This window comes from Variovorax endophyticus, from assembly GCF_025376855.1.
Classification (GTDB): domain Bacteria; phylum Pseudomonadota; class Gammaproteobacteria; order Burkholderiales; family Burkholderiaceae_C; genus Variovorax.
Genome location: NZ_JAHUTH010000003.1, coordinates 323,840 through 345,078 on the forward strand (window position 1 = coordinate 323,840; position 21,239 = coordinate 345,078).

The 21,239-nt window shown below is 70.1% G+C and carries 19 protein-coding genes; 6 read left to right on the forward strand and 13 right to left on the reverse strand.

Annotation, left to right across the window (positions count from 1 at the left end; genetic code table 11):
- The first annotated feature begins 27 nt into the window (after positions 1-27).
- From KV106_RS06230 to KV106_RS06245, 4 genes are all read left to right on the forward strand, one after another.
- On the forward strand, positions 28-228 hold the full coding sequence (locus KV106_RS06230) for a hypothetical protein (protein ID WP_057598534.1): 201 nt from the start codon (positions 28-30) through the stop codon (positions 226-228).
- Positions 229-280: 52 nt separating this feature from the next.
- A complete protein-coding gene (locus KV106_RS06235; protein ID WP_261207165.1) occupies positions 281-2,536 on the forward strand; it encodes a phosphocholine-specific phospholipase C in 2,256 nt (751 codons plus the stop codon).
- Positions 2,537-2,567: 31 nt separating this feature from the next.
- Entirely contained in the window at positions 2,568-4,607 is a 2,040-nt protein-coding gene (locus tag KV106_RS06240; protein ID WP_261207167.1) for a YadA family autotransporter adhesin, read from the forward strand.
- Positions 4,608-4,672: 65 nt separating this feature from the next.
- Positions 4,673-5,122 (forward strand): DUF3592 domain-containing protein, encoded by a 450-nt coding sequence (locus tag KV106_RS06245; RefSeq protein WP_261207169.1) that lies wholly within the window; start codon positions 4,673-4,675, stop codon positions 5,120-5,122.
- Positions 5,123-5,125: 3 nt separating this feature from the next.
- Here the strand turns inward: KV106_RS06245 and KV106_RS06250 are convergent, their stop codons facing one another.
- The 13 genes from KV106_RS06250 to KV106_RS06310 all read right to left on the reverse strand — a co-directional run bounded on the left by KV106_RS06250 (position 5,126) and on the right by KV106_RS06310 (position 19,558).
- Positions 5,126-7,399, reverse strand: coding sequence for a glycoside hydrolase family 3 N-terminal domain-containing protein (locus KV106_RS06250; protein ID WP_261207170.1), 2,274 nt, complete (start codon positions 7,397-7,399; stop codon positions 5,126-5,128).
- A gap of 95 nt (positions 7,400-7,494) precedes the next feature.
- Positions 7,495-8,469 (reverse strand): tripartite tricarboxylate transporter substrate binding protein, encoded by a 975-nt coding sequence (locus KV106_RS06255; RefSeq protein WP_261207171.1) that lies wholly within the window; start codon positions 8,467-8,469, stop codon positions 7,495-7,497.
- Between the two features lie 37 nt (positions 8,470-8,506).
- A complete protein-coding gene (locus tag KV106_RS06260; RefSeq protein ID WP_261207172.1) occupies positions 8,507-9,484 on the reverse strand; it encodes a D-2-hydroxyacid dehydrogenase in 978 nt (325 codons plus the stop codon).
- Positions 9,481-10,479 (reverse strand): Bug family tripartite tricarboxylate transporter substrate binding protein, encoded by a 999-nt coding sequence (locus tag KV106_RS06265; protein ID WP_261207174.1) that lies wholly within the window; start codon positions 10,477-10,479, stop codon positions 9,481-9,483. The genes KV106_RS06260 and KV106_RS06265 overlap by 4 nt, the downstream gene beginning before the upstream one ends.
- 29 nt (positions 10,480-10,508) lie before the next feature.
- Positions 10,509-11,408 (reverse strand): amidohydrolase family protein, encoded by a 900-nt coding sequence (locus KV106_RS06270; RefSeq protein ID WP_261207176.1) that lies wholly within the window; start codon positions 11,406-11,408, stop codon positions 10,509-10,511.
- Between the two features lie 13 nt (positions 11,409-11,421).
- Positions 11,422-12,387 (reverse strand): tripartite tricarboxylate transporter substrate binding protein, encoded by a 966-nt coding sequence (locus KV106_RS06275; RefSeq protein ID WP_057598145.1) that lies wholly within the window; start codon positions 12,385-12,387, stop codon positions 11,422-11,424.
- A gap of 46 nt (positions 12,388-12,433) precedes the next feature.
- Complete coding sequence (locus KV106_RS06280) at positions 12,434-13,222, reverse strand: class II aldolase/adducin family protein (protein WP_261207180.1); 789 nt, start codon at positions 13,220-13,222, stop codon at positions 12,434-12,436.
- A 34-nt stretch (positions 13,223-13,256) separates the two neighbouring features.
- A complete protein-coding gene (gene tcuB, locus KV106_RS06285) occupies positions 13,257-14,486 on the reverse strand; it encodes a tricarballylate utilization 4Fe-4S protein TcuB (RefSeq protein WP_314733631.1) in 1,230 nt (409 codons plus the stop codon).
- Positions 14,470-15,897: an FAD-dependent tricarballylate dehydrogenase TcuA gene (gene tcuA / locus KV106_RS06290; protein ID WP_261207182.1), complete on the reverse strand. Its 1,428-nt coding sequence runs from the start codon at positions 15,895-15,897 to the stop codon at positions 14,470-14,472. The genes tcuB and tcuA overlap by 17 nt, the downstream gene beginning before the upstream one ends.
- Positions 15,898-15,974: 77 nt before the next feature.
- A complete protein-coding gene (locus tag KV106_RS06295; protein WP_057597474.1) occupies positions 15,975-16,901 on the reverse strand; it encodes a LysR family transcriptional regulator in 927 nt (308 codons plus the stop codon).
- A gap of 7 nt (positions 16,902-16,908) precedes the next feature.
- On the reverse strand, positions 16,909-17,787 hold the full coding sequence (locus tag KV106_RS06300; protein WP_261207186.1) for a bile acid:sodium symporter family protein: 879 nt from the start codon (positions 17,785-17,787) through the stop codon (positions 16,909-16,911).
- Between the two features lie 364 nt (positions 17,788-18,151).
- A complete protein-coding gene (locus tag KV106_RS06305; RefSeq protein WP_093344395.1) occupies positions 18,152-18,919 on the reverse strand; it encodes a class II aldolase/adducin family protein in 768 nt (255 codons plus the stop codon).
- Between the two features lie 48 nt (positions 18,920-18,967).
- Positions 18,968-19,558, reverse strand: a complete 591-nt coding sequence (locus KV106_RS06310) for an HD domain-containing protein (protein ID WP_057597477.1) — start codon at positions 19,556-19,558, stop codon at positions 18,968-18,970.
- Positions 19,559-19,732: 174 nt separating this feature from the next.
- Here KV106_RS06310 and KV106_RS06315 point away from each other — a divergent pair, with 174 nt between their 5' ends.
- Both KV106_RS06315 and KV106_RS06320 read left to right on the forward strand, forming a co-directional pair.
- Positions 19,733-20,452 carry a Crp/Fnr family transcriptional regulator gene (locus KV106_RS06315; protein WP_057597478.1) on the forward strand — a complete coding sequence of 240 codons (720 nt, stop codon included), beginning with the start codon at positions 19,733-19,735 and terminating at the stop codon, positions 20,450-20,452.
- 99 nt (positions 20,453-20,551) lie between these two features.
- A complete protein-coding gene (locus KV106_RS06320; RefSeq protein WP_261207201.1) occupies positions 20,552-21,238 on the forward strand; it encodes an alpha/beta hydrolase in 687 nt (228 codons plus the stop codon).
- Position 21,239: the final 1 nt, after the last annotated feature.

A 21,239-nucleotide genomic window follows, 5' to 3' on the forward strand; every position in this document is an offset into this window, starting at 1 on the left:
TCTCCCTCGATCCGAAAAGGAACCCTCATGAAAACAGCATCTTCCCGGTACGGCCTCGCTGCGGCAGGCCTTCTCCTGTGCCTGAGCCTCGCCGCCTGCGGTGGCGGCGGTGGTGGGGGCGGCGGCCTGCCGTTCCTGCCGCCGGGCCAGACCCCGCCGGCCGGCGACGGCAACAACAACGGCAACGGCAACCCGCCGGCCCAGCCCGCGCTCAAGTGCGCGCCCTGAGCCCGCGCCTTCGTCCCGACATCCCTTCGCCCCCGCGTTGAAAGAACCTCCCATGAACACCCCCTCCCGTCGCGATTTCTTCCGCAAGTCGGCCGGCGCCATCGGCGCGGCCTCGGCCCTCACCATGCTCCCGCCCGTGATCCGCAAGGCACTGGCGGTCGAGGCCGCCGTCGACACCGGCACCATCCAGGACATCAAGCACATCGTGATCCTGATGCAGGAGAACCGCAGCTTCGACCACTACTTCGGCACCCTGAAGGGCGTGCGCGGCTTCGGCGACCGCTTCCCGATCCCGCTGGCCAACGGCAAGTCGGTGTTCTTCCAGCCCGACGTGACCGCGGGCGCGCCCGAGATCCAGCCCTTCCGCCGCGACTCCACGATCGCCAACGCGCTGATCGGCTCGGGCGCGCCGCACAATTTTCCCGACCAGCAGGCGGCCTGGGCGCAGGGGAAGATGGACCGCTGGATCCAGTTCAAGAACCAGGTGACGATGGGCTACTACCTGCGCGAGGACATCCCGTTCCAGTTCGCGCTGGCCGACGCCTTCACGATCTGCGACGGCTACCACTGCTCGATCCTCACCGGCACCGATCCCAACCGCATCGTGTTCTGGTCGGGTTCCAACTTCAATCCCGAGCTGCGCAAGAAGGGCATCAACAGCACCGACACCGATTCGGAACCCGTCAACTCGCGCTGCTGGCCGAGCCCGTCGAACTGGGTCGCGGGCCGCGCGCAGGAGACCGACGGCACCGGCCAGAAGGACCCGACCACGGGCGCCTACAACTACAAGTACGTCAACAACGCGTTCAAGTGGGACACGCTGCCCGACGTGCTGCAGAAGAACGGCATCAGCTGGCACATCTACCAGAACATGAACAACAACTGGACCGGCGCCATGAACGGCTGCCTGGCCTTCCAGAGCTTCCGCACCGCGCAGCCCGGCTCGCCGATCTACCAGCACGGCCTCACAGGCGGCCCCGCCGCGGCCGACGGCGCCACCAACTTCCTGGCCCAGCTCAAGCAGGACGTGATGAACGACACCCTGCCGCAGGTCTCGTGGGTGCTGCCCACGCAGGCGCTGGCCGAGCACCCGGGCAGCAGCGAGGGCGTGGCCGGCGCGGCCGACTTCATCGCCGACGTGCTGGGCGCGCTGACCTCGAACCCCGCGGTCTGGAGCAAGACGGCGCTGTTCGTGACCTTCGACGAGAACGACGGCTTCTTCGACCACCTCGCGATGCCCGCGGTGCCTTCGTACGACGCCAACGGCAACCTGATGGGCAAGTCCACCGTGCCGCTGGACGGCGAGTACTTCGACGCCTCGGTCGGCAGCTACCTCACCGCCGCCGACACCGTGAGCGGCAAGATCCGCCCCTGGGGCCTGAGCTCGCGCGTGCCGATGTACGTGGTGTCGCCGTGGAGCAAGGGCGGCTGGGTCAACTCGCAGGTGTTCGACCACACCTCGATGGGCCGTTTCCTCGAGAAGCGCTTCGGCATCACGATCGACGCCATCAGCCCCTGGCACCGCGCGGTCTGCGGCGACCTCACGAGCTGCTTCGACTTCGTGAGCCCGAACGACCCGGTGGTGCCCAAGCTGCCCGACACCAGCGGCTACCCCGCGATCAACCTGGCGCAGAAGGCGCTGGGCAACACCGGCGTCATCACCAAGGCTCCCAGCCCCGCGAAGCCGCTGTTCCAGGAGACCGGCACGCGCTTCTCGCGCGCGCTGCCCTACGAGCTGCACACCAGCGCGCGCGTCGAGGCGCGCGGCCTGGTCTCGCTGATCTTCAGCAACACGGGCGAGCAGGGCGCGGTGTTCCACGTCTACGACAAGCTGCACCTGGACCGAATCCCGCGCCGCTACACGGTGGAAGCCGGCAAGCAGCTGCAGGACTACTGGGACACCGGCGCCACCGATGGCGGCAAGTACGAGCTCTGGGTCTACGGCACCAACGGCTTCGTGCGCAGCTTCAGCGGCGACGCGATGGCCTCGAACTCGGCCGCCTTCAAGCCCGAGGTGCAGGTCTGCTACGACCCGGCCGCCGGCAATGTCTACGTGAAGGTGCACAACAACGGCAGCGCCGACGGCACGGTGACCGTGCAGTCGAATGCCTACCGCACCGACGGTCCCTGGACCCTCAAGGCGCCGAAGGGCGACATGGGCACGCTGCACTGGGAGCTCAAGGACAGCGGCCACTGGTACGACTTCACCGTGACCGCCGACAACGTGGTGCGCCGCTTCGCGGGCCGGGTCGAGACCGGCAAGCCCGGCGTGAGCGATCCGGCGATGGCGATGCACCTGCAGGGCTGAGCGCGCCTTCCAACCGACGAGGAGAAACACCATGAAGAAGAACAAGCGCATGCCGCGCGGCGCGAGCCTGCTCGGCGCATCGCTCGCCCTGGCCGCGATCTGCGGCCCGGCCCTGGCGCAGACGGTGCCTGTGGTCTGGGACCCGGCCAAGGCCAACCTCGGGATCGGCACCGGTGCCGGCACCGGCGTCACCGGCAGCAACAACCAGGCGATCGGCGAGGGCGCGGGCAAGACGGTCAACGGCAGCGGCAACCAGGCCATCGGCCAGAACGCCGGCAACAACGTGACCGGTTCCACCAACCAGGCCATCGGGCAGGGCGCCGGCAGCAACGTCACCGGCACCAGCGACATCTCGATCGGCCTGGGCGCCGGCAACAACGTCAGCACCAACTGGAACCTCGCGATCGGCAACAACGCCGGCACCAACGTCTCGGGCGGCAATGCCAACGTGGGCATCGGCTTCGAGTCGGGCCAGAACGTCAAGGGCGGCTGGAACCAGTCGATCGGCCGCAGCGCGGGCGACAACGTCACCGGCGACCACAACAACGCCACCGGCTTCCATGCCGGCAGCGGCGTGACCGGCAGCGACAACAACGCCACCGGCACCAACGCCGGCATGACGGTGACCGGCAGCAACAACAACGCCATGGGCAACGGCGCCGGCAACAAGGTCACGGGCAGCGACAACACCGGCATCGGCACCAATGCCGGCAGCAACGTGACGGGCAGCAACAACGTGTCGCTCGGCGAGGGCGCGGGCAACAACGTCGGCACCAACTGGAACCTGGCCATCGGCGAGGGCGCGGGCAGCAACGTGTCGGGCAAGAACGCCAACCAGGCGATCGGCTACTACGCGGGCACCAACGTCAACGGCGGCTGGAACCAGACCATGGGCCGCAGCTCGGGCCAGAACGTGACCGGTGACTACAACAACTCGACCGGCTACGCGGCCGGCTCGAACGTCACCGGCAGCCGCAACGACGCGACCGGCCAGAACGCCGGCCAGAACGTGACCGGCAACGACAACGAGGCCTACGGCACCGGTGCCGGCAGCAACGTCAAGGGCAACGGCAACCAGGCCTACGGCACGGGCGCGGGCAACAACGTCAACGGCAGCAACAACCTGTCGATGGGCCAGGGCTCGGGCGCGGGCGTCACCGGCGTGGGCAACCAGGCCTCGGGCATGCAGGCCGGCGCGGGCGTTTCGGGCAACAACAACATCGCCACCGGCCAGGCCGCGGGCGGCGGAGTGCAGGGCAGCAACAACCTGTCCTCGGGCACGATGGCGGGCCAGGCGGTCAGCGGCAACTCGAACCTCGCGCAGGGCAACAGCGCGGGCCAGCACGTGCGCGGCAACGACAACATCGCGATCGGCTCGGGCTCGGGCGCCTACGTGAGCGCGAACCAGACCGCCTCGATCGGCGCCGGCGCGCGCGCCAGTGCCGACAACGCGCTGGCCATCGGCACCAATGCGCAGGCCTTCGAGGACTCGGGCGTGGCGATCGGCAACGGCGCGACCGTGAACCATGCGAACAGCGTGGCGCTCGGTGCCGGCAGCGCGACCACGCGCGGCGCGCTCGCCAACTACACCGCCATCGGCATGGCCGGCGTGCAGTCGTCGCTGGGCGAGGTGGCGCTGGGCAACCGCCAGATCACCGGCGTGGCCCCGGGCAGCGCGCCCACCGACGCCACCAACGTCGGCCAGGTGCAGGGCATGGTGAAGGAGGGCGTGAGCCAGGCCAATGCCTACACCGACACCGTGGCCGCGCAGGGCCTGCCGATCGGCAAGGCCTACACCGACCTCACGGCCAGCCGCCTGCAGAGCCAGATCGACGACACGGCCCGCCGTGCCTACGCCGGCATCGCCAGCGTGGCCGCGATGGAGGCCGCGCCGATGGTGCCCGGCAAGATCAGCTATGCCGTGGGCCTGGGCAACTACCGCAGCGAGAGCGCGATCGGCGGCTCGCTGCGCCACACCTCGCAGGACGGCCGCTACAGCGTCACGCTCGGCGTGGGCGCGAGCAGTTCGGGCGTGGTGACGCGCGTGGCGCTCACGGGCGTGTTCGACTGAGGGCGCGGGTGGAGAGGAGGCCCTGCTATAACGCAGCGGTCTCCCCGCAACCCGCCGTACCCCTCATGCACAACACGTCGCTGACGCTGCTCAAGTGGATCTTCATCGCCGTCGGCCTGGGCCTGCTGGTCATCGCGATCGTGGTGCCCAACGAGGCCAAGTGGCTGCTCACGCTGCTGGGCCTGATGTTCGCGGGCGTGGGCGGCGGCATCCTGTTCGTCGACGAGCGCAATGCGAAGCGCGCGGCCTGGCTGCTGCAGCACGGCCAGCGCATCGATGCCGAGCTGCGCGAGGTCGAGCTCAACACCACGTTCCAGGTCAACGGCCGGCATCCCTACCGCGCCATCGTCGAGGCGCGCGCCGGGTTCGGGCGCGAACTGCGGCAGTTCCGCAGCGCCAACATCTGGTTCGATCCCACGCGGCACCTGAGCGGGCGCCGGATCGCGGTCTACGTCGATCCCGCGAACCCGAAGCGCTACCACGTGGACCTGTCGTTCCTGCCGCCGCGCGGCTGAGCTTCAAGGCACCAGCGCGAAGCGCGCGTGCAGCCCGCCCACGGCCGAGGGCGACACCCACAGGTCGAAGTCGCCGGGCTCCACGGTGGGCCGCAGGTCGCGGCCGATGAAGGCCAGGTCGGCCGCGCGCAGCGCGAACTCGACCTGCACCGAGGCACCGGGCGCGATGCGCAGCTTGCGGAAGTCCTTGAGCTCGCGCACCGGCCGCGTCACGCTCGCGGTGCGCTGCGCGATGTAGAGCTGCACCACCTCCTCGGCCTCGCGCTGGCCGGTGTTGGTGACGGTGGCGCGCACGCGCAGCGTGCCGTCGGCCATGGACAACCGTTCGCTGTCGAGCGCGACGCCGTCGTAGCGCACCGGCGCGAAGCCCAGGCCGAAGCCGAAGGGATAGAGCGCCTCGTTGGGGGTCTCGATGTAGCGCGTCTTGAAGGCGGTGCCGGGCGCGTCGCTCGGCAGCGGCCGGCCGGTGCGCTTGTGGGCGTAGTAGTAGGGCACCTGTCCCGCCGCCTGCGGAAAGCTCACCGGCAGCCGGCCCGAGGGATTGAAGTCGCCGAACAGCACGTCGGCGATCGCGTGGCCGGTCTGCACGCCGAGGAACCAGGTCACGAGGATCGCGCGCGCATCGCGCACCACCGGCGGCAGCGCCATCGCGCGGCCGTTGCTCAAGAGCACGACGATCGGCTTGCCGGTGGCGGCGACCGCCTCGGCCAGCGCCTGCTGCACCAGCGGCAGGCCGATGTCGGCGCGCGAGCGCGACTCGCCCGACATGCGCTCGCCCTCGCCGATGGCCAGCACCACCACGTCGGCCTGGCGCGCCGCGGCCACCGCGGCCTCGATGCCGCCGGGCAGCAGCGACTCGACGTTCGAGCCGCGCGTGACCGTGAGCGACGCCGCGTCGCCGAGCGCGGCGCGCAGGCCCTGGTCGATGCCCACCGGCGCGCTCTGGCCCGGGAACAGGCTCCAGGCACCCAGCAGGTCCTGCGTGCCCGAGGCGAAGGGGCCGATCAGCGCGACCTTGGTGCCGGTCTTCGCGAGCGGCAGCAGCGCGCCCTCGTTCTTCAGCATCACGATCGAGCGGCGCGCGCTCTCGCGCGCCAGCGCGATGAAGGCCGGGTCCTCGGCGCGCTGCGCGGCCGGCGGGCCGTCGAGGCCGCGCATCGGCTGGTCGAACAGGCCCAGCCTGAGCTTGGCGTACAGCACGCGGCGCACCGCGTCGTCGAGCCGCGCCATCGGCACCTCGCCCGCGGCCACCAGGCCCGGCAGCTCGCGCATGTAGAGGCCGCTCTGCATGCTCATGTCGGTGCCCGCGAGGAAGGCCTGCTTCGCGGCCTCGCGGCCGTTGGCCGCGTAGCCGTGCGCGATCAGCTCCTCGTCGGCCGTGTAGTCCGACACCACGAAGCCGCGGAAGCCCCACTCGCCGCGCAGCACGCCGGTCAGCAGGGCCGGGTTGGCGGTCGAGGGAATGCCCGAGATCTCGTGGAAGCCACTCATCAGCGACAGCGCGCCCGCGTCGAGCGCGGCGCGGAACGGCGGCAGGTAGACCTCGCGCAGCGTGCGCTCGGAGATGTCGACGGTGTTGTAGTCGAGCCCGCCCTCGGCCGCGCCGTAGCCCGCGAAATGCTTGGGCGTGGCGAGCATGGCATCGGCGCGCGACAGGTCGTCGCCCTGGAAGCCGCGCACGCGCGCGGCGGCGAAGCGGCTCGCGAGCAGCGGGTCCTCGCCCACGCCCTCGATGCCGCGGCCCCAGCGCGCATCGCGCGCGATGTCGACCATGGGCGCGAAGGTCCAGCGGAAGCCGTCGGCGCTGGCCTCGACCGCCGCCGCGCGCGCGGTGCGCTCGGCCAGCGCGGGTTCCCAGCTCGCGGCCTCGGCCAGCGGCATCGGGAAGATGGTGCGAAAGCCGTGAATCACGTCGGCGCCGAAGATCAGCGGAATGCCCAGGCGCGATTCCTGGACCGCGATGCGCTGCAGCTCGCGCTTGCGCGTCAGGCCCTCGTTGTTGAAGAGGCCGGTCACGCGGCCCGCGCGCACCTCGTCGGCCTCGAGCTGCGCATTGCGCCGGTTGGCCTGCGGGTTGCCGGGGATGTTGGTGTCGGCCGGGCCGTAGAGGCTCAGCTGGCCGACCTTCTCCTCGACCGTCATGCGCGCGATCAGCGCTTCGATGCGCGGATCGGTGGCGGCCGGGGCGGGCGAGACGGGAGACTGGGCGGAGGCGAGGAGGCTGGCGAGGAGACCGAGGGCAAGAAAGAGGAGCGGGGCTTTTTTTCCGACGTGCATGGGCGCCCATTCTGCAGACATCGCCCGCCGCGGCCGCAAGCGGGTTTCCGCCCTGCCCGTAGGGCGATGTCCGACCCGTTCACACGAGCCGTGGGCTATTCGGCCGTCGCGCCCGATTCCTTTGCCACCTTGACCCACTTGGTGGTCTCGCTGCCGATGAAGGCCGCGAGCTCCGCGGGCTTCATGTGGCCGGCCGTCACGCCCTGTTCCTCGAAGCGCTTCACGACATCGGGTTGCTGCAGTGCGCGCGCCAGTTCGGCGTTGAGCCGCTGCACGATCTCCGGCGGCGTGCCGTGCGGTGCCATCAGCGCGAACCAGGTCGTCATGTCGTAGCCCTTGAGGCCGGCTTCGTCGAGCGTGGGCACGCCGGGGTAGGCGGGCGAACGCGCCCTGGTGGTGACGGCCAGCGCATGCACCTTGCCGGCCTTGATGTGCGGCGAGGCCGAGGGGCTGGTCTCGATCGCCATCTGGATCTGGCCGCCCATCAGGTCGGCCATCATCGGCGCGCCGCCCTTGTAGGGCACGTGCACGATCTCGGTCTTGGTCATCGAGCGGAACAGCTCGCCCGAGATGTGCTCGGTGCTGCCGTTGCCGGCCGAGCCGAAGTTGACCTTGCCGGGATGGGCCTTGATGTAGGCCACGAGTTCGGCGACGGTCTTCGCGGGCACCTTGTCGTTGACGATCAGCACGTTGGGCGTGGAGGCCACCAGCGCCACCGGGTCGAAGTCGCGCTGGAAGTCGTAGGCGAGCTTCTTGTAGAGGCCCGGCGCGATCGCATGCGCGATGGTGGCGAGGAACAGCGTGTAGCCGTCGGCCGGCGCCTTGGCCGCGAGGGTCGCGCCCACGGTGCCGCCCGCGCCGCCGCGGTTGTCGACGATCACCGGCTGCTTGAGCGATTCCGACAGCTTCTGGCCCACGGTGCGCGCGACGATGTCGGTGGTGCCGCCCGCAACGAAGGGCACGACGAGGGTGATGGGCTTGCCCGGCCAGTCGGCGGCGAGCGCGGGCAGGGTGCCCGCGGCGAACAGCAGGGTCGCGAGGGAGGTGCGGAGGAAGGCTTGTCTTTTCATGGTCGTGGGGGTCTTGGTGTTGTTATGAAGAAGGTGGTCAGGCCACGCGGTTCAGCAGAGGAAGGCCGGCGTTCCAGCGCCGCAGGTTGTCGAGGAAGAGGGCGGCCACGCGCGCCTCGTTGCCGTCCGAATGGCCGGCCGTGTGGGGCGTGACGATGACGTTCGGCAGCGACCACAGCGGCGAGTCGGCGGGCAGCGGCTCGTGCGCGAACACGTCGAGATAGGCACCGGCGAGCGCGCCGCCGCGCAGCGCCTCGATCAGCGCGGGCTCGTCGACCACCTCGCCGCGCGCGACATTCACGAGCCGCGCGCCCGGTGGCAGCAGCGCGAGCGCGGCGGCATCGACGAGCCCGCGCGTGCGTTCGGTCAGCGGGCAGGCGAGCAGCAGCCAGTCGGCGCGCGGCAGCACCCGGCCGATGTCCTCGAAGCGCAGGCTCTCGACGGCGGGCGCCAGCGCCGCATCGGCGTTGCTGCGCACCGAGACCACGCGCAGCCCGAGCGCCGACAGCAGCGTGCCCAGGCCCTGCCCGATCGGGCCCCAGCCCACGATCGCCGCGGTCTGGCCCGCGAGGTCGCGCGGCAGCCCGCTGCCCACGAGCGGCGCCCAGGTCTTCTCGCGCTGCGCCGCGAGCAACTGCGGGAAGCGGCGCGCGAGCATCAGCACGCCGGCCAGCGCGGTCTGCACCACCACGCCCGCATTGGCGCCCGAGGAGGTCGTGACCTCGACGCCGCGCGCGCGCAGTTCGCCGTACACGGGCCGGTCGGCGCCCGAGGAATGGGCATGCACCCAGCGCAGCGAGGGTGCATGGCGCAGTGCATCGTGGAAGTGCCGGGTGTGCGGCAGCAGCTCATGCTTGGTCGACAGGCCCGTGACGTCGCGCGAGACGAAGGCCACGTCGGCATCCTCGCCCTCGGCCACCACCACGTACGCACGGCCGGCCAGCGCCTCGGCCAGGCCCGTGCCCGCCTGGCGCGCGGCGGCCTCGGTCATGAGGATGCGCAGCGGCCCGCTCATTCGGCCGTCGCGCCCGACTCGCGAACGATGCTCTTCCATTTCTCGTACTCCTGCCGCGTGAACTTTCCGAACTGCTCGGGCGTGCCGCCCACCGGGTCGGCGCCCTCGCGGATCATCTGCGCTTCGAGCGAGGGCAGCGCGTCGTTGACCGATTTGTTGAGCAGCGCGATCACCGGCGCGGGCGTGCCCTTGGGCGCGAAGAAGCCGAACCAGGAGCCGGCCGAGAAATCGCCGAAGCCCTTCTCGGCTACGGTCGGCACGTCGGGCAGCGAGCGCGAGCGCTTGAGGCTGCTGACCGCGATGGCGCGCAGCTTGCCCGCGCGGATGTGCGGGATCACCGAGGGAATGGTCGCGAACATGAACTGGATGCGGCCCGCGAGCAGGTCGGTGAGCGCGTTGGCGCCCTTGTAGGGCACGTGCAGCGTGTCGGCGCCGATGCGCTTGCCGAGCATGTAGCTCGACAGGTGCGAGGAGGTGCCGATGCCGGTCGAGCCGTAGTTGAGCTTGTTCGGGTTGGCCTTGGCGTAGGCGATGAATTCCTCGAGCGTCTTCGCGGGCACCTCGGGATTCACCACCAGCACGTTGGGCACGTCGGCGATCTGCACCACGGGCACCAGGTCGCGCAGCGGGTCGTAGGGCAGGTTCTTGTAGAGCGTCTGGTTGACGGCCATCGGGCCCACCGAGTTGACGATCAGCGTGTAGCCGTCGGCCGGCGCGCGCACCACGAACTCGGTGCCGATGTTGCCGCCGCCGCCGGGCTTGTTGTCGATCACGAAGGGCTGGCCCAGCTTCTCGGACATCTGCTGCGTGACGGCGCGCGCGAGGATGTCGGTGGTGCCGCCCGCGGTGAAGGCGACCACCACGCGCACGGGCTTGGCGGGATAGGCGGCCTGCGCCTGCGCGCGCGGCGCGGCGCCGAGGCCGGCGGCCAGCAGCAGGGCCGCGGCCAGGCCCAGGAGTCGTCGCGGCAGGAGGGAGGGCTTGTCTCGTTTCATTCTTCTGATCCTCTGGGTGGGGATGGGCTCTACACGGGCGGGGGAAAGTCGTACAGCGCGGCCGGGTTGTCGACCAGCACGCGCCGGCGCTGCGTTGCGTCGGGCAGCCAGCGCGCCAGCAGGTTCAGCAGGGCTCCGTCGTCGGGCACCTGCTGCGCCTCGAAGTAGTTGATGTGCGGCCAGTCGCTGCCCCACACCACGCGCTCGGCATTGGCCTGCAGCAGCGCTTCGGCGAAGGGATCGATGTCGGCGTAGGGCGGCCCCAGGCCGGTGTTGCGGTCGGCGCCCGAGATCTTGGTCCAGGCCTTGCCGTCGGCGAGCAGCCGGCACAGCGTGCGAAAGCCCGGGTCCTCGATGCCGCGCGCGGCCGCCATGCGGCCCATGTGGTCGATCACCAGCGGCAGGCCCAGGCGCAGCAGGCGCGGCGCGAGCTCGACCAGGTCGGGCGCGTGGATCCAGATCTGCGCATGCCAGCCGCGTTCCGCGAGGCGCGGCGCCAGTGCCTCCAGCACCTCGATGCCCACGCCGTTGCGGTAGACCGCATGGCCGTCGCGCTGGAACAGGTTGAAGCGCACGCCGCGGATGCCCGCCGCATGCCAGCGGTCGAGCTCGGCATCGCCGGTGTCGGCGCGCGGCACGGCGATGCCGCGCAGGCGCTCGGGGTACTGCGACAACGCCGCGAGCACCGCGCCGTTGTCGGTGCCGCTGGCGCTGCCGGTCACCAGCACGCCGCGCGCGAGGCCGAGCCGGTCGAGGTGCGCGATGAAGGCCGCGCCCGGGTATTCGGCGGGCGTGTAGCTGCGGTCCTCGGCGAGCGGAAAGCGTGCGTAGGGACCGAAGACATGGGCATGGCTGTCGCAGGCGCCGGGCGGCAGCGCGAAGGCCACGGGTGCGAAGGCCTCGTGCGGAGGCAGGCAGGGGCGGGTCATGCGGCGTGCCTCCTCAGTCGACCTTGAGCTTGCCGCTCTTCGCGAGCAGGCGGGCGCCGGCGTCTTCCTTCTTGAGCGTCGCGAGCCACTCCTCGGGCGAGGAGGCCTGGCCGGGGCTGCCGACCGAGATCAGGCGGCGCTTCACGTTCTCGTCGGCCAGCGCCTTGCGCAGCGCGGCATTGAGCGCCTGCACCACCTCGGCGGGCGTGCCGGCCGGCGCGAGCAGGCCGGTGGCGGTGGTGGCGTCGAAGTCCTTGAGGCCGGCCTCGCGCAGGGTCGGCACGTTGGGCAGCGCGGGGTCGCGTTCCTTCGACATCACGGCCACCGCGCGCAGCATGCCCGACTGGATGTGGGCCGCCGAGCTCGTGAGCTGGTCCACCACCAGGTCGATCTGGCCGCCCAGCAGGTCGGTGAGCGCCGGTGCCGAGCCCTTGTAGGGAACCGTGTTGAGGCTCAGCTTGCCGGCCTGCTCGAGCTGCAGCAGCGCGATGTGGTTGGTGGTGCCCGGGCCCGCATGGCCGGCCGTGACCTGGCCCGGCTTGCCGCGCGCGGCGGTGAGCAGGCCCTCGATGTCCTTGTACGGACCCTGGCCGCGCACCGCGATCACCAGCGGCGTGGTGGCGGCGAGGCCGATGGGCGCGAAGTTGTCGAGCGCATAGGTGGTCTTCGTCATCAGCGGCAGCACCACCAGCGCATTGGGCGTGCTGACCAGCAGCGTGTAGCCGTCGGGCTGCGCGCGTGCCACGTAGGACGCGCCAATGGCGCCGCCGGCACCGGCACGGTTGTCCACGATCACCGACTGGCCCAGGATCTGGCCGAGCGCGGGCGCGAGCGTGCGCGCGACCACGTCGAGGTTGCCGCCGGGCGCGAAGGGCACGACCAGCGTGACGGGCTTCTGCGGGAATTTCTGCGCGAAGGCGGGAACGGCCATGGCCGCGGCGAGCAGCGCCAGTACGGCGGGGAACAGTCTTCTTTTCATCGGGAGTCGTCTTGGTTCTTCTGGGGCAGGCGGGGAGGCGGGGGCTTCAGTCGCGGAAGCCCGGATCCATGCGGTCGAGCTTGCGCAGCAGCGCCGGCCATTCCATGAGCCCGTAGGGGCGGCGCGTGCCGGGCTGGTAGTTGTTCCAGGTCTCCTCGAGCACCTCCTGCGGCACGGCCTTGAGCGGCGTGTTGCACGACATCGCGCCGATCTGCGCGCGGCAGGCCAGCTCGAGCCGGTGCATCCAGTTGAAGGCCTCGCCCACGCTGCGGCCCACCACCAGCGCGCCGTGGTTGCGGAAGATCACGGCCTCGCGGTCGCCGAGGTCCTCCAGCAGCGAGGCCTGCTCGGCGGTGTCGAGCACCACGCCCTGGTAGTCGTGGTAGCCGATCTTGAGGAAGCGCATCGCGGTCTGCGTGAGCGGCAGCAGCCCGCATTCGAGCGAGGACACGGCCATCGAGGCCCAGCTGTGGGTGTGGATCACGCAGGCCACGTCGGGCCGCGCGGCATGCACCGCGCTGTGGATCACGTAGCCGGCCTTGTTGATGCCGTAGTTCAGCTCGCCGAAGTCGGGCGAGGACAGGATGTTGCCGTCCTGGTCGACCTTGATCAGGCTCGAGGCCGTGATCTCCTCGTACATCATCCCGTAGGGGTTGATGAGGAAGGCGCCCTTCTCGCCGGGCACGTGCGAGGAGATGTGGTTGGCCATCATGTCGGACATGCCGTAGAGGTCGACCAGCCGGTAGCAGGCGGCGAGGTCGATGCGCGCCTGCCATTCGGCGGCGGAGCACTTGTCCTTCATGGAGGGGATCTGGAGCACGCCAGGGTTCGTCATCGCGGAGGTCCTTTCTTCGATATCGGGTATGGGTTCAGTCGGCGCCGAGCTGCAGGCGGCTGGGCAGGCGCTTCTCGATCGCGAACTTCAAGAGCGCGGCGCAGCGGAAGATGCCGTGCGCGAACTTGCCGTAGGGCAGCGTGAGGAACAGCGCCATCACCACGCCCAGGTGCACCGCCAGCAGCAGCGCCATGAATCGCGTGTCGCGCCAGGCCAGCAGCGCCAGGCCGGTGAGGCTGGTCAGCAGCAGCAGCGCGACGAAGCCGCGGTCCATGGGCCGCTGCGCGACGTCGCCATGCGCCGGGTCGCGCCGCAGGTTGAGCCACAGGAGGCCGATCGGGCCGACCACCAGGCCGATGCCGCCCGCGGTGCCCAGCAGCACCGGCAGGCTGGTCAGCGCATAGGGCGCATGCAGGTCGAACAGGTAGTGGTAGAGCGTGGCCACGCAGGTCGAGGCGAAGCACAGCATGAAGCCGTAGAAGGTGAAGTGGTGGAAGCGCCGGCGCCACAGCGTGAAGCGGTCGTCCTCGTTGTTGCAGCCCTCGCCATGGCCGCCACCGAGGTACTTCAGGCGCAGCGCGTCGTGCGCCGCTTCCGCGCTCGCGGGCCCGCGCACGCCCGCCATGGCCGGCGCGTTGCCGGGGTCGTTGGCCGGCGAGACCTCGCGCCAGAAGCGCCGCACGCCCAGGGCCAGCGCGAGCAGCACGAACAGCGACACCGTGCCGAACAGCAGCGCGAGGAAGTTGTGCGGGAAGATCGCGTAGAAGTTGCCGGCCAGCGGCTCGTGCAGCAGCGAGCCGCTCATCGCGACCGCGAGCACGAGGAACAGCGCGAGGCCGCCGGCCAGCGCCAGCGCGACCGTGAGCCCGGCCTTCTCGTAGAGCGAGCCCATCGCGGCGGGCCAGGCGTAGTCGTGGTAGGTCTGCATGCGCACCTGGGCCATGGCCTGCGGCACGTTGACCGCGAACTCGTGCGGCGGCGCGTACTGGCAGGCATGCAGGCAGGCGCCGCAGTTGTGGCAGAGGTTGGCCAGGTAGTGCGTGTCGGCCTTGCCGAACTCGAGCCGCCGCGTCATCGCGGGGAACACGGCGCAGAAGCCCTCGCAGTAGCGGCAGGCGTTGCAGATCTGCAGGATGCGCGCGACCTCGCCCTCGGGGGCGGTCAGCGGCAGGGCGGGCTGGATCGGGATCACGCGCGATGGGGTGGCGCCGATGCCGTCCGCATCGGCACGCGCGCGGGCGACGAGATCAGTGAGCTGCTGCAAGAGGGGTCTCCGGGGAATGCTTCGAAAGATGCCGGGCCGCGCGCGCGGCCTGGGTGCCGGCGATGCGGCCGAAGGCCGTGCCGATGCTCATGCCGACGCCCGCCGTGTAGCCCTTGCCGAGCACGTTGCCGGCCATCATTTCGCCGGCCACGAACAGGTTGGGGCTGGGCCGGCCGCCGAAGCGCACGGCCGCGGTCTCGTCCACCTTCAGGCTCAGGTAGGTGAAGGTGATGCCGGGACGCACGGGGTAGGCGTAGAAGGGTGCGGTGTCGAGCGGGCGCGCCCAGTGCGTCTTGGCGGGCGCGAGGCCCTCGGTGTGGCAGTCGTCGAGCGCGGTGTGGTCGAAGCGGCCGACGCGGCAGGCGGCGTTGTAGTCCTGCACGGTGCGCACGAAGGTGGCTTCGTCCAGGCCGATCTTCCGTGCCAGCTCGCCGAGCGTGCCGGCCTGCGTGCCGGTGAACACCGGCGGCATGAAGCGCCCGACCGCCTTCTGGTCGATGATCGACCATGCGATCTGCCCCGGTTGCTGCGCCACCAGCCGGCCCCAGATCGCATAGCGCTTGGGCCAGAAGTCCTCGCCCTCGTCGTAGAAGCGCCGGGCTTCGCGGTTGACCACCACGCCGAGCGAGACGCAGTCGATGCGCGTGCAGATGCCGCCGTCGTAGAGCGGCGCGCGCGCGTCGATGGCGACCATGTGGCCCTGCGAGGGATCGCCGATGCTGTCGGCGCCTGCAGCGATCATGTGCTTGAGCAGCACGCCCTGGTTGAAGCGCGTGCCGCGGATCAGGAAGTTGTCGGCCGGCCATTCGCCGCGCTCGTTCCGGCCCCAGGCCTCGCGCAGCCATTCGCGGTTCGATTCGAAGCCGCCGGCCGCGAGCACGCAGCTCTTGGCCGCGATGCGTTCGCCGGCCTCGGTGCGCACGGCCACGAAGCGCTCGCCGTCGAGCTCGACCGAGGCCACGGGCGTGTCGTAGCGGATCTGCACGCCGAGCCTTTCGGCGCTGCGGTAGTAGGCATTGACCAGCGCCTTGCCGCCGCCCATGAAGAAGGCATTGGTGCGCGCCACGTGCAGCGCGCCCGACAGCGGCGGCTGGAAGTGCACGCCGTGGCCGCGCATCCAGTCGCGGCAGTTCGACGAGGCGCGGATCACGAGCCGCGCGAGGTGCTCGTCGGTGAGGCCGCCCGTCACCTTCAGCAGGTCCTGCCAGTACTCCTCTTCAGGGTAGGCATCGACCAGCACGTCCTGCGGCGCGTCGTGCATGCAGCGCAGGTTGCGGGTGTGCTGCGAATTGCCGCCGCGCCATGCTTTGGGCGAGGCCTCCAGCAGCAGCACCGAAGCGCCGGCCTCGCGCGCCATCAGGGCGGCGCACAGCGCGGCATTGCCGCCGCCGACAACCAGTACGTCTATCACTCGTGGGTCTCCTTGGAATCCAGGAGACTTTAGGCAGCGCGGCCTTCACGCGAAAGGCCGAAAGCGGCAACGGGTGTTCAGTTTTCGAGAAGACTCGCGCCGGTCCAGCGGCCGTCGCGAACGAGGCTGCGCGCGGTGTCGGCGACCACCACGCGCGTGGCCAGCGCGGCCGGCGAGAGCTCGTCGTCCGACAGGCTCACGAGCAGGTTGCGCCGGCCCACGTGCGCATCGGCGATCTGCGTGAGCTCGAGGTCGTCGCGGTCGTGGCGCGCGGTGGCGGCGCCGGGCTGCACGGTGGCGCCGTAGCCGGCGCGCACCGCGTCCATCAGCAGCGCGAGGCCGTCGACCTCGGCCACGATGTTCGGCTGCACGCGCGCGCGCAGGAAGGCCGCCATCAGGGTGGCGCGCAGGCCGTGGCTGCCGCTCGGCAGGATCAGCGGTACCTCGGCCAGCTGCGAGAGCCGCACCTTGGTGCCCATGGGGCGCCTGGCGAGCGTGGGCGAGGCCACGACGAAGAGCTTCTCGGCCAGCAGCGGCGAGACGCTCCAGCGCCGCGGCGTGTCGGTCTGGAACAGCACGGCCAGGTCGAGCTGGCGCGCATGCAGCATGGTCGTGAGATGGCCCGACAGCGCCTCGACCATGTGCAGCCGCACCTCGGGATAGCGCTCCTGCATGGCGCGCATCAGCGGCACGCCGAGCACGGTGGCGGTGGTGGGCGCGAGGCCCACGCTGACATGGCCCGACAGCCGCGCCTGCTGCGCCGCGCGCACCGCGTCGTCGGCATGGCGCAGCGTGAGCTGGGCCTGCTGCAGGAAGGCCAGGCCGGCATCGGTGGGCGTGACGCCCGTGGAACTGCGCTGCAGCAGGCGGGTGGCGAGCTCGCTTTCGAGCCGGCTGATCTGCTGGCTCAGCGCCGAGGTGACCACGCCGAGCTCGACCGCCGCGCGGCCCATGCTGCGCAGTTCGCAGACCTTGACGAAGTAGCGCAGTTGCCTCAGTTCCATGCGCGCATCATCGCGCAGGCGCCACTTCGGGCGCGCGGTGGCGCAGCAGCAACCATCCGAACAGCGGGGCGGTGACGTACATCGCCACCGAGTACACCGCGGCCGGCAGCGCGAGCTGGAAGCTGCCGAGCACGCTGACCGCGACGAAGATCGCCAAGGTGGAGTTGTGGATGCCGATCTCGTAGCTGATGGCGGTGGCCAGCGGCTTCTCGAGGCCCGCGGCGCGGCTCAGGTAGTAGCCCGCGAGCAGGCTCAGCACGTTGAACAGCACCACCGGCAGGCCGATCTCGGCGAAGGTGGCGGCCATGGTCTTCCACTCGTTCGCGATCGCCAGCACCGTGACCACCGCGAGCACCACGCCGCTGAAGATCTTGGTCGGCTTCTCCATGCGCGCCGCGAAGCCGGGCCGGCGCGAGGCCACGAACATGCCGATGGCCACCGGGATCAGCACGATGGCGATCACCTCGACCAGCTTGCGCGTCTGCAGCGGCACCACCTGGCCGCTCTGCGCGAAATGGTTGATGGCCCAGTTGGCGATCAGCGGCAGCGTGACGATCGACAGCAGCGTGTTGACGGCCGTGAGCGAGATGTTCATCGCCACGTTGCCGCCGAACAGGTGCGAGAACAGGTTGGCCGAGATGCCGCCGGGCGAGGCCGCGAGCAGCATGAGCCCGATCGCGAACACCGGCGAGAGCCCGAAGCCCACGATGATCGCGTAGCAGGCCAGCGGCAGGCCGACGACCTGCAGCAGCAGCGCGATGGTCACGGCCTTCGGATGCCGGAACAGGCGCCGGAAGTCGTCGAGCGAGAGCGACAGCCCGAGCCCGAACATCACGAGCGCGAGCGCGCCGAACAGGAAGCGGGTCACGATGAGCGTGGCGTCCATGGGTCTTGTCTCCTCATTCGTTCTTCTGGATCTAAAAAAATGGCTGCCGGCCCCCGTCGCGCGGGTGCTGGCAGCCTGGGAAACCGGGGTCGACGCGTTTTAGGGCCTGTTAACACTATTCAAGGGGTCGCGAAGCTCGCCAGAGCCCGCCCATCAAGGCGCGCGACGACGCGTGTGCGTCCGCACACGCTAGGAGCGCAACGCCGAGGGGCGGGCTTTGGCGAGCTTCCCTCCGGGTTGCCCCGCAAAGGGGCCGTCTGCGGCGTTGCCCGCGCTTGCAAGGCGGACGCCTTGCTGCGCGCGGGCGCCTTGCATCCAGCCCCTTTGCGGGGCAACGCGACCCCTTGAATAGTGTTTACAGGCCCTAGTTTTTGTAGCTGTCGTCGATGCGGTCGAGCTTGCGGATCAGCGAGGGCCAGACGAACATGCCGCCGAGGCCGCCGCTTTGCACCTTCATGGCCTGGCCCACGCCTTCGATGATCTGCGGGTTCACGTGCGTGAGTTCGCTGCCGCCCGACTGGGCCGCGATCTGGATTTGGCAGGTGTTCTCGAAGGTGTACATCGAAAGGAACGCATCGGCAATGGTCTTGCCGCAGGTCAGGAGGCCGTGGTTGCGCAGCATCAGGAAGTTGGCGTGGCCCATGTCGGCCTGCAGCCGCGGCTTCTCGTCATCGCGGAAGGCCACGCCCTCGTAGTCGTGATAGGCCAGCGACGCCAGCACGAAGGTCGACTGCTGGCTGATCGGCAGCACGCCGTTCTTCTGCGCGCTGACCGCGATGCCGGCCTTGGTGTGCGTGTGCAGCACGCACTGGATGTCCTCGCGCGCGGCATGCACGGCGCTGTGGATCACGAAGCCGGCCGGGTTCACGGGGTAGGGCGAGTCGATGATCTTGTTGCACTGCTGGTCGACCTTGACCAGGCTCGAGGCCGTGATCTCGTCGAACATCAGGCCATAGGGATTGATCAGGAAGTGGTGCTCGGGGCCGGGCACGCGCGCGCTGATGTGGGTGAACACGAGGTCGCTCCAGCCGTACAGCGCCACCAGGCGGTAGCAGGCGGCGAGGTCGACGCGCAATTGCCATTCCTCGGCGGAGACGAGCTTCTGGACTTCGGATTGGGTGGTGGCGTTCATGGTGGGGGTCCTTTGGAGGTTGTCGACTGCGTTCGGATGTCCGATTTTTTAAGCCGTGGCCGGCTCCTTCAGCGCCGACTTGTAGATGCTCTGCTTCGGCTGCGCCATCACGCGCCGCAGCATCGGCTCGAATTCGGCGATCGGCAGGGTCTCGGCCTTCGGGTCGAAGGCCGGGTTGTCGTAGAGCGCGCAGAACTCGGCCGTGCGCTCGTAGTGCGGGTGGCCCTTGAAGTTGTCGCGCATGTCGCGGTCCAGGCCGATATGGTGGAAGAAGTAGTGGCCCTGGAAGATGCCGTGGTTCTGCACCATCCAGTGGTTGGCCTCGCTCACGAAGGGCTTGAGGATCGCGGCGGCGATGTCGGGATGGTTGAAGCTGCCGAGCGTGTCGCCGATGTCGTGCAGCAGCGCGCACACCACGTACTCCTCGTCGCGGCCGTCGCGCAGCGCGCGGGTGGCGGTCTGCAGCGAGTGGGTGTAGCGGTCGACCGGAAAGCCGCCGTAGTCGCCCTCGAGGATCTGCAGGTGCTTGATCACGCGCTCCGGCAGGCCGCGCGTGAACTGCATGAATTCGCCGCCGATCAGCTGCCAGTCCTCGCGCGTGCTGTCCTGCATGGTCTTGAAGCTTGCCCGTGCATTCATCGTTGTCGTCTCCGGTGGGTCTCTCGTTCGTGGGTGAGGGCACTGTAGACCCGGGCTTGACGCTCAACTGTCAAGAATTTGACAATTGAGGCTGCAGGTAAACCCCGCCCGCGCCTGTCGCCGACTTGTCTCGCGCCATCGGCCTCCACCTCTTTCCGGCCACCGCCGCACCGCATGTCCGCTCCCGCCAAACCGCGCCTGTCCGCCGCCCATCGCGCGGCGATGGAGTCCAACCCCTGGTTCATGAGCATGCCGCGCGCGCAGCGCGAGAACCTGCTGGGCGCGGCCGAGCTGATCCACCTGCGGCGCGGCGCCATGGTGTTCCGCCAGGGCGATCCGGTGATCGCCGACGGCGGCTTCTTCGGGCTGGCCGCGGGCACCATCAAGATCTCGTCGCTGCGCCAGGACGGCCGCGAGGCGATCCTCGCGGTGCTCGAGCCCGGCAACTGGTTCGGCGAGATCACGCTGATCGACGGCTCGCCGCGCACCCACGACGCCACCGCGCTCGAGGCGCTCGACCTGCTGGTGATCTCGCCGCGGTCCTTCGGGCTGCTGATGCGCGACGTGCTGTTCGCCAACGCGATCGCCGCCATGCTGGCCGCGCGCGTGCGCATGCTCTACGGCCTGGCCGAGGACGCCACGCTGCGCAGCCTGCGCGCGCGCGTTGCGCACCGGCTGCTGGTGCTGGCGCGCGGCGATGCCACGCAGTCGCAGCACACGCGCCAGCGCGTGGCGCTGCCGCAGGAGGCGCTGGCGATGATGCTCGGCGTGACGCGCCAGACGCTGTCGAAGGAACTCAATGCGCTCGCGGGCGAGGGCGTGGTGGCGCTGGGCTATGGCCGCATCGAACTGCTGTCGCTCGAGGCGCTGCAGCGCATGGTCAGCACGGGCTGAACGGTTGTCACCGACGGGTCGATGGCGCGGCGTATAACGGCCTCCCGCCATGCCATGGGGGCCAGGCGGTCTTTCGTTCTACAGGGAAGGTTCCGAATCATGAGCAACATGCCGACAGTCGTTCTGGTCCATGGTTTCTGGGGTGGCGCCGCGCACTGGGCCAAGGTCATCGTCGAGCTTTCGCGCAAGGGCCATGTGGGCATCCGCGCGGTCGAGCTGCCGCTGACCTCGCTGGCCGATGACGCCGAGCGCACGCGCAGGATGGTGGCGCAGGTGCCGGGTCCGGTGCTGCTGGTGGGCCACTCCTATGGCGGCGCCGTCATCACGCAGGCGGGCGACCTGCCGAACGTGGTCGGGCTGGTCTACATCGCGGCCTTCGCGCCCGATGCGGGCGAGAGCCCCGGCGCCATCACCGAGCAGCATCCGCCGGTCGCGGTGCCCAACCTCGCGCCCGACAGCGACGGCTACCTGTGGGTCAAGCCCGAGAAGTTCCACGAGAGCTTCTGCCAGGACCTGAGCGCCGATGAGGGCCTGGTGATGGGCGTGACGCAGAAGGCGCCGCTGGCCAGCACCTTCGGCGACGCCATCACGGCGCCGGCCTGGAAGAACAAGCCCTCGTGGTACCAGATCTCGAGCGACGACCGCATGATCGCGCTGGCCAACCAGGAGCGCATGTCGGCGCGCCTCGGCGCGCGCAAGGTCATCACGCTGGCCGCCAGCCACGCCTCGCTGGCGTCGAAGCCGGTGGAGGTGGCGGCGTTGATCGACGAGGCCGCGAAGGGCTGAG

Excerpts from the sequence above, each read along its gene's own strand:
- KV106_RS06235 (WP_261207165.1), top strand. The coding sequence starts at position 281 with ATGAACACCCCCTCCCGTCGCGATTTCTTCCGCAAGTCGGCCGGCGCC.
- KV106_RS06295 (WP_057597474.1), bottom strand. The coding sequence starts at position 16,901 with ATGGAACTGAGGCAACTGCGCTACTTCGTCAAGGTCTGCGAACTGCGC.
- KV106_RS06320 (WP_261207201.1), top strand. The coding sequence starts at position 20,552 with ATGAGCAACATGCCGACAGTCGTTCTGGTCCATGGTTTCTGGGGTGGC.
- KV106_RS06260 (WP_261207172.1), bottom strand. The coding sequence starts at position 9,484 with ATGAGCGGGCCGCTGCGCATCCTCATGACCGAGGCCGCCGCGCGCCAG.
- KV106_RS06280 (WP_261207180.1), bottom strand. The coding sequence starts at position 13,222 with ATGACGAACCCTGGCGTGCTCCAGATCCCCTCCATGAAGGACAAGTGC.
- KV106_RS06300 (WP_261207186.1), bottom strand. The coding sequence starts at position 17,787 with ATGGACGCCACGCTCATCGTGACCCGCTTCCTGTTCGGCGCGCTCGCG.
- KV106_RS06310 (WP_057597477.1), bottom strand. The coding sequence starts at position 19,558 with ATGAATGCACGGGCAAGCTTCAAGACCATGCAGGACAGCACGCGCGAG.
- KV106_RS06230 (WP_057598534.1), top strand. The coding sequence starts at position 28 with ATGAAAACAGCATCTTCCCGGTACGGCCTCGCTGCGGCAGGCCTTCTC.
- KV106_RS06255 (WP_261207171.1), bottom strand. The coding sequence starts at position 8,469 with ATGAAAAGACAAGCCTTCCTCCGCACCTCCCTCGCGACCCTGCTGTTC.
- KV106_RS06240 (WP_261207167.1), top strand. The coding sequence starts at position 2,568 with ATGAAGAAGAACAAGCGCATGCCGCGCGGCGCGAGCCTGCTCGGCGCA.
- KV106_RS06305 (WP_093344395.1), bottom strand. The coding sequence starts at position 18,919 with ATGAACGCCACCACCCAATCCGAAGTCCAGAAGCTCGTCTCCGCCGAG.
- KV106_RS06270 (WP_261207176.1), bottom strand. The coding sequence starts at position 11,408 with ATGACCCGCCCCTGCCTGCCTCCGCACGAGGCCTTCGCACCCGTGGCC.
- KV106_RS06275 (WP_057598145.1), bottom strand. The coding sequence starts at position 12,387 with ATGAAAAGAAGACTGTTCCCCGCCGTACTGGCGCTGCTCGCCGCGGCC.
- KV106_RS06250 (WP_261207170.1), bottom strand. The coding sequence starts at position 7,399 with ATGCACGTCGGAAAAAAAGCCCCGCTCCTCTTTCTTGCCCTCGGTCTC.
- KV106_RS06265 (WP_261207174.1), bottom strand. The coding sequence starts at position 10,479 with ATGAAACGAGACAAGCCCTCCCTCCTGCCGCGACGACTCCTGGGCCTG.
- KV106_RS06245 (WP_261207169.1), top strand. The coding sequence starts at position 4,673 with ATGCACAACACGTCGCTGACGCTGCTCAAGTGGATCTTCATCGCCGTC.
- KV106_RS06315 (WP_057597478.1), top strand. The coding sequence starts at position 19,733 with ATGTCCGCTCCCGCCAAACCGCGCCTGTCCGCCGCCCATCGCGCGGCG.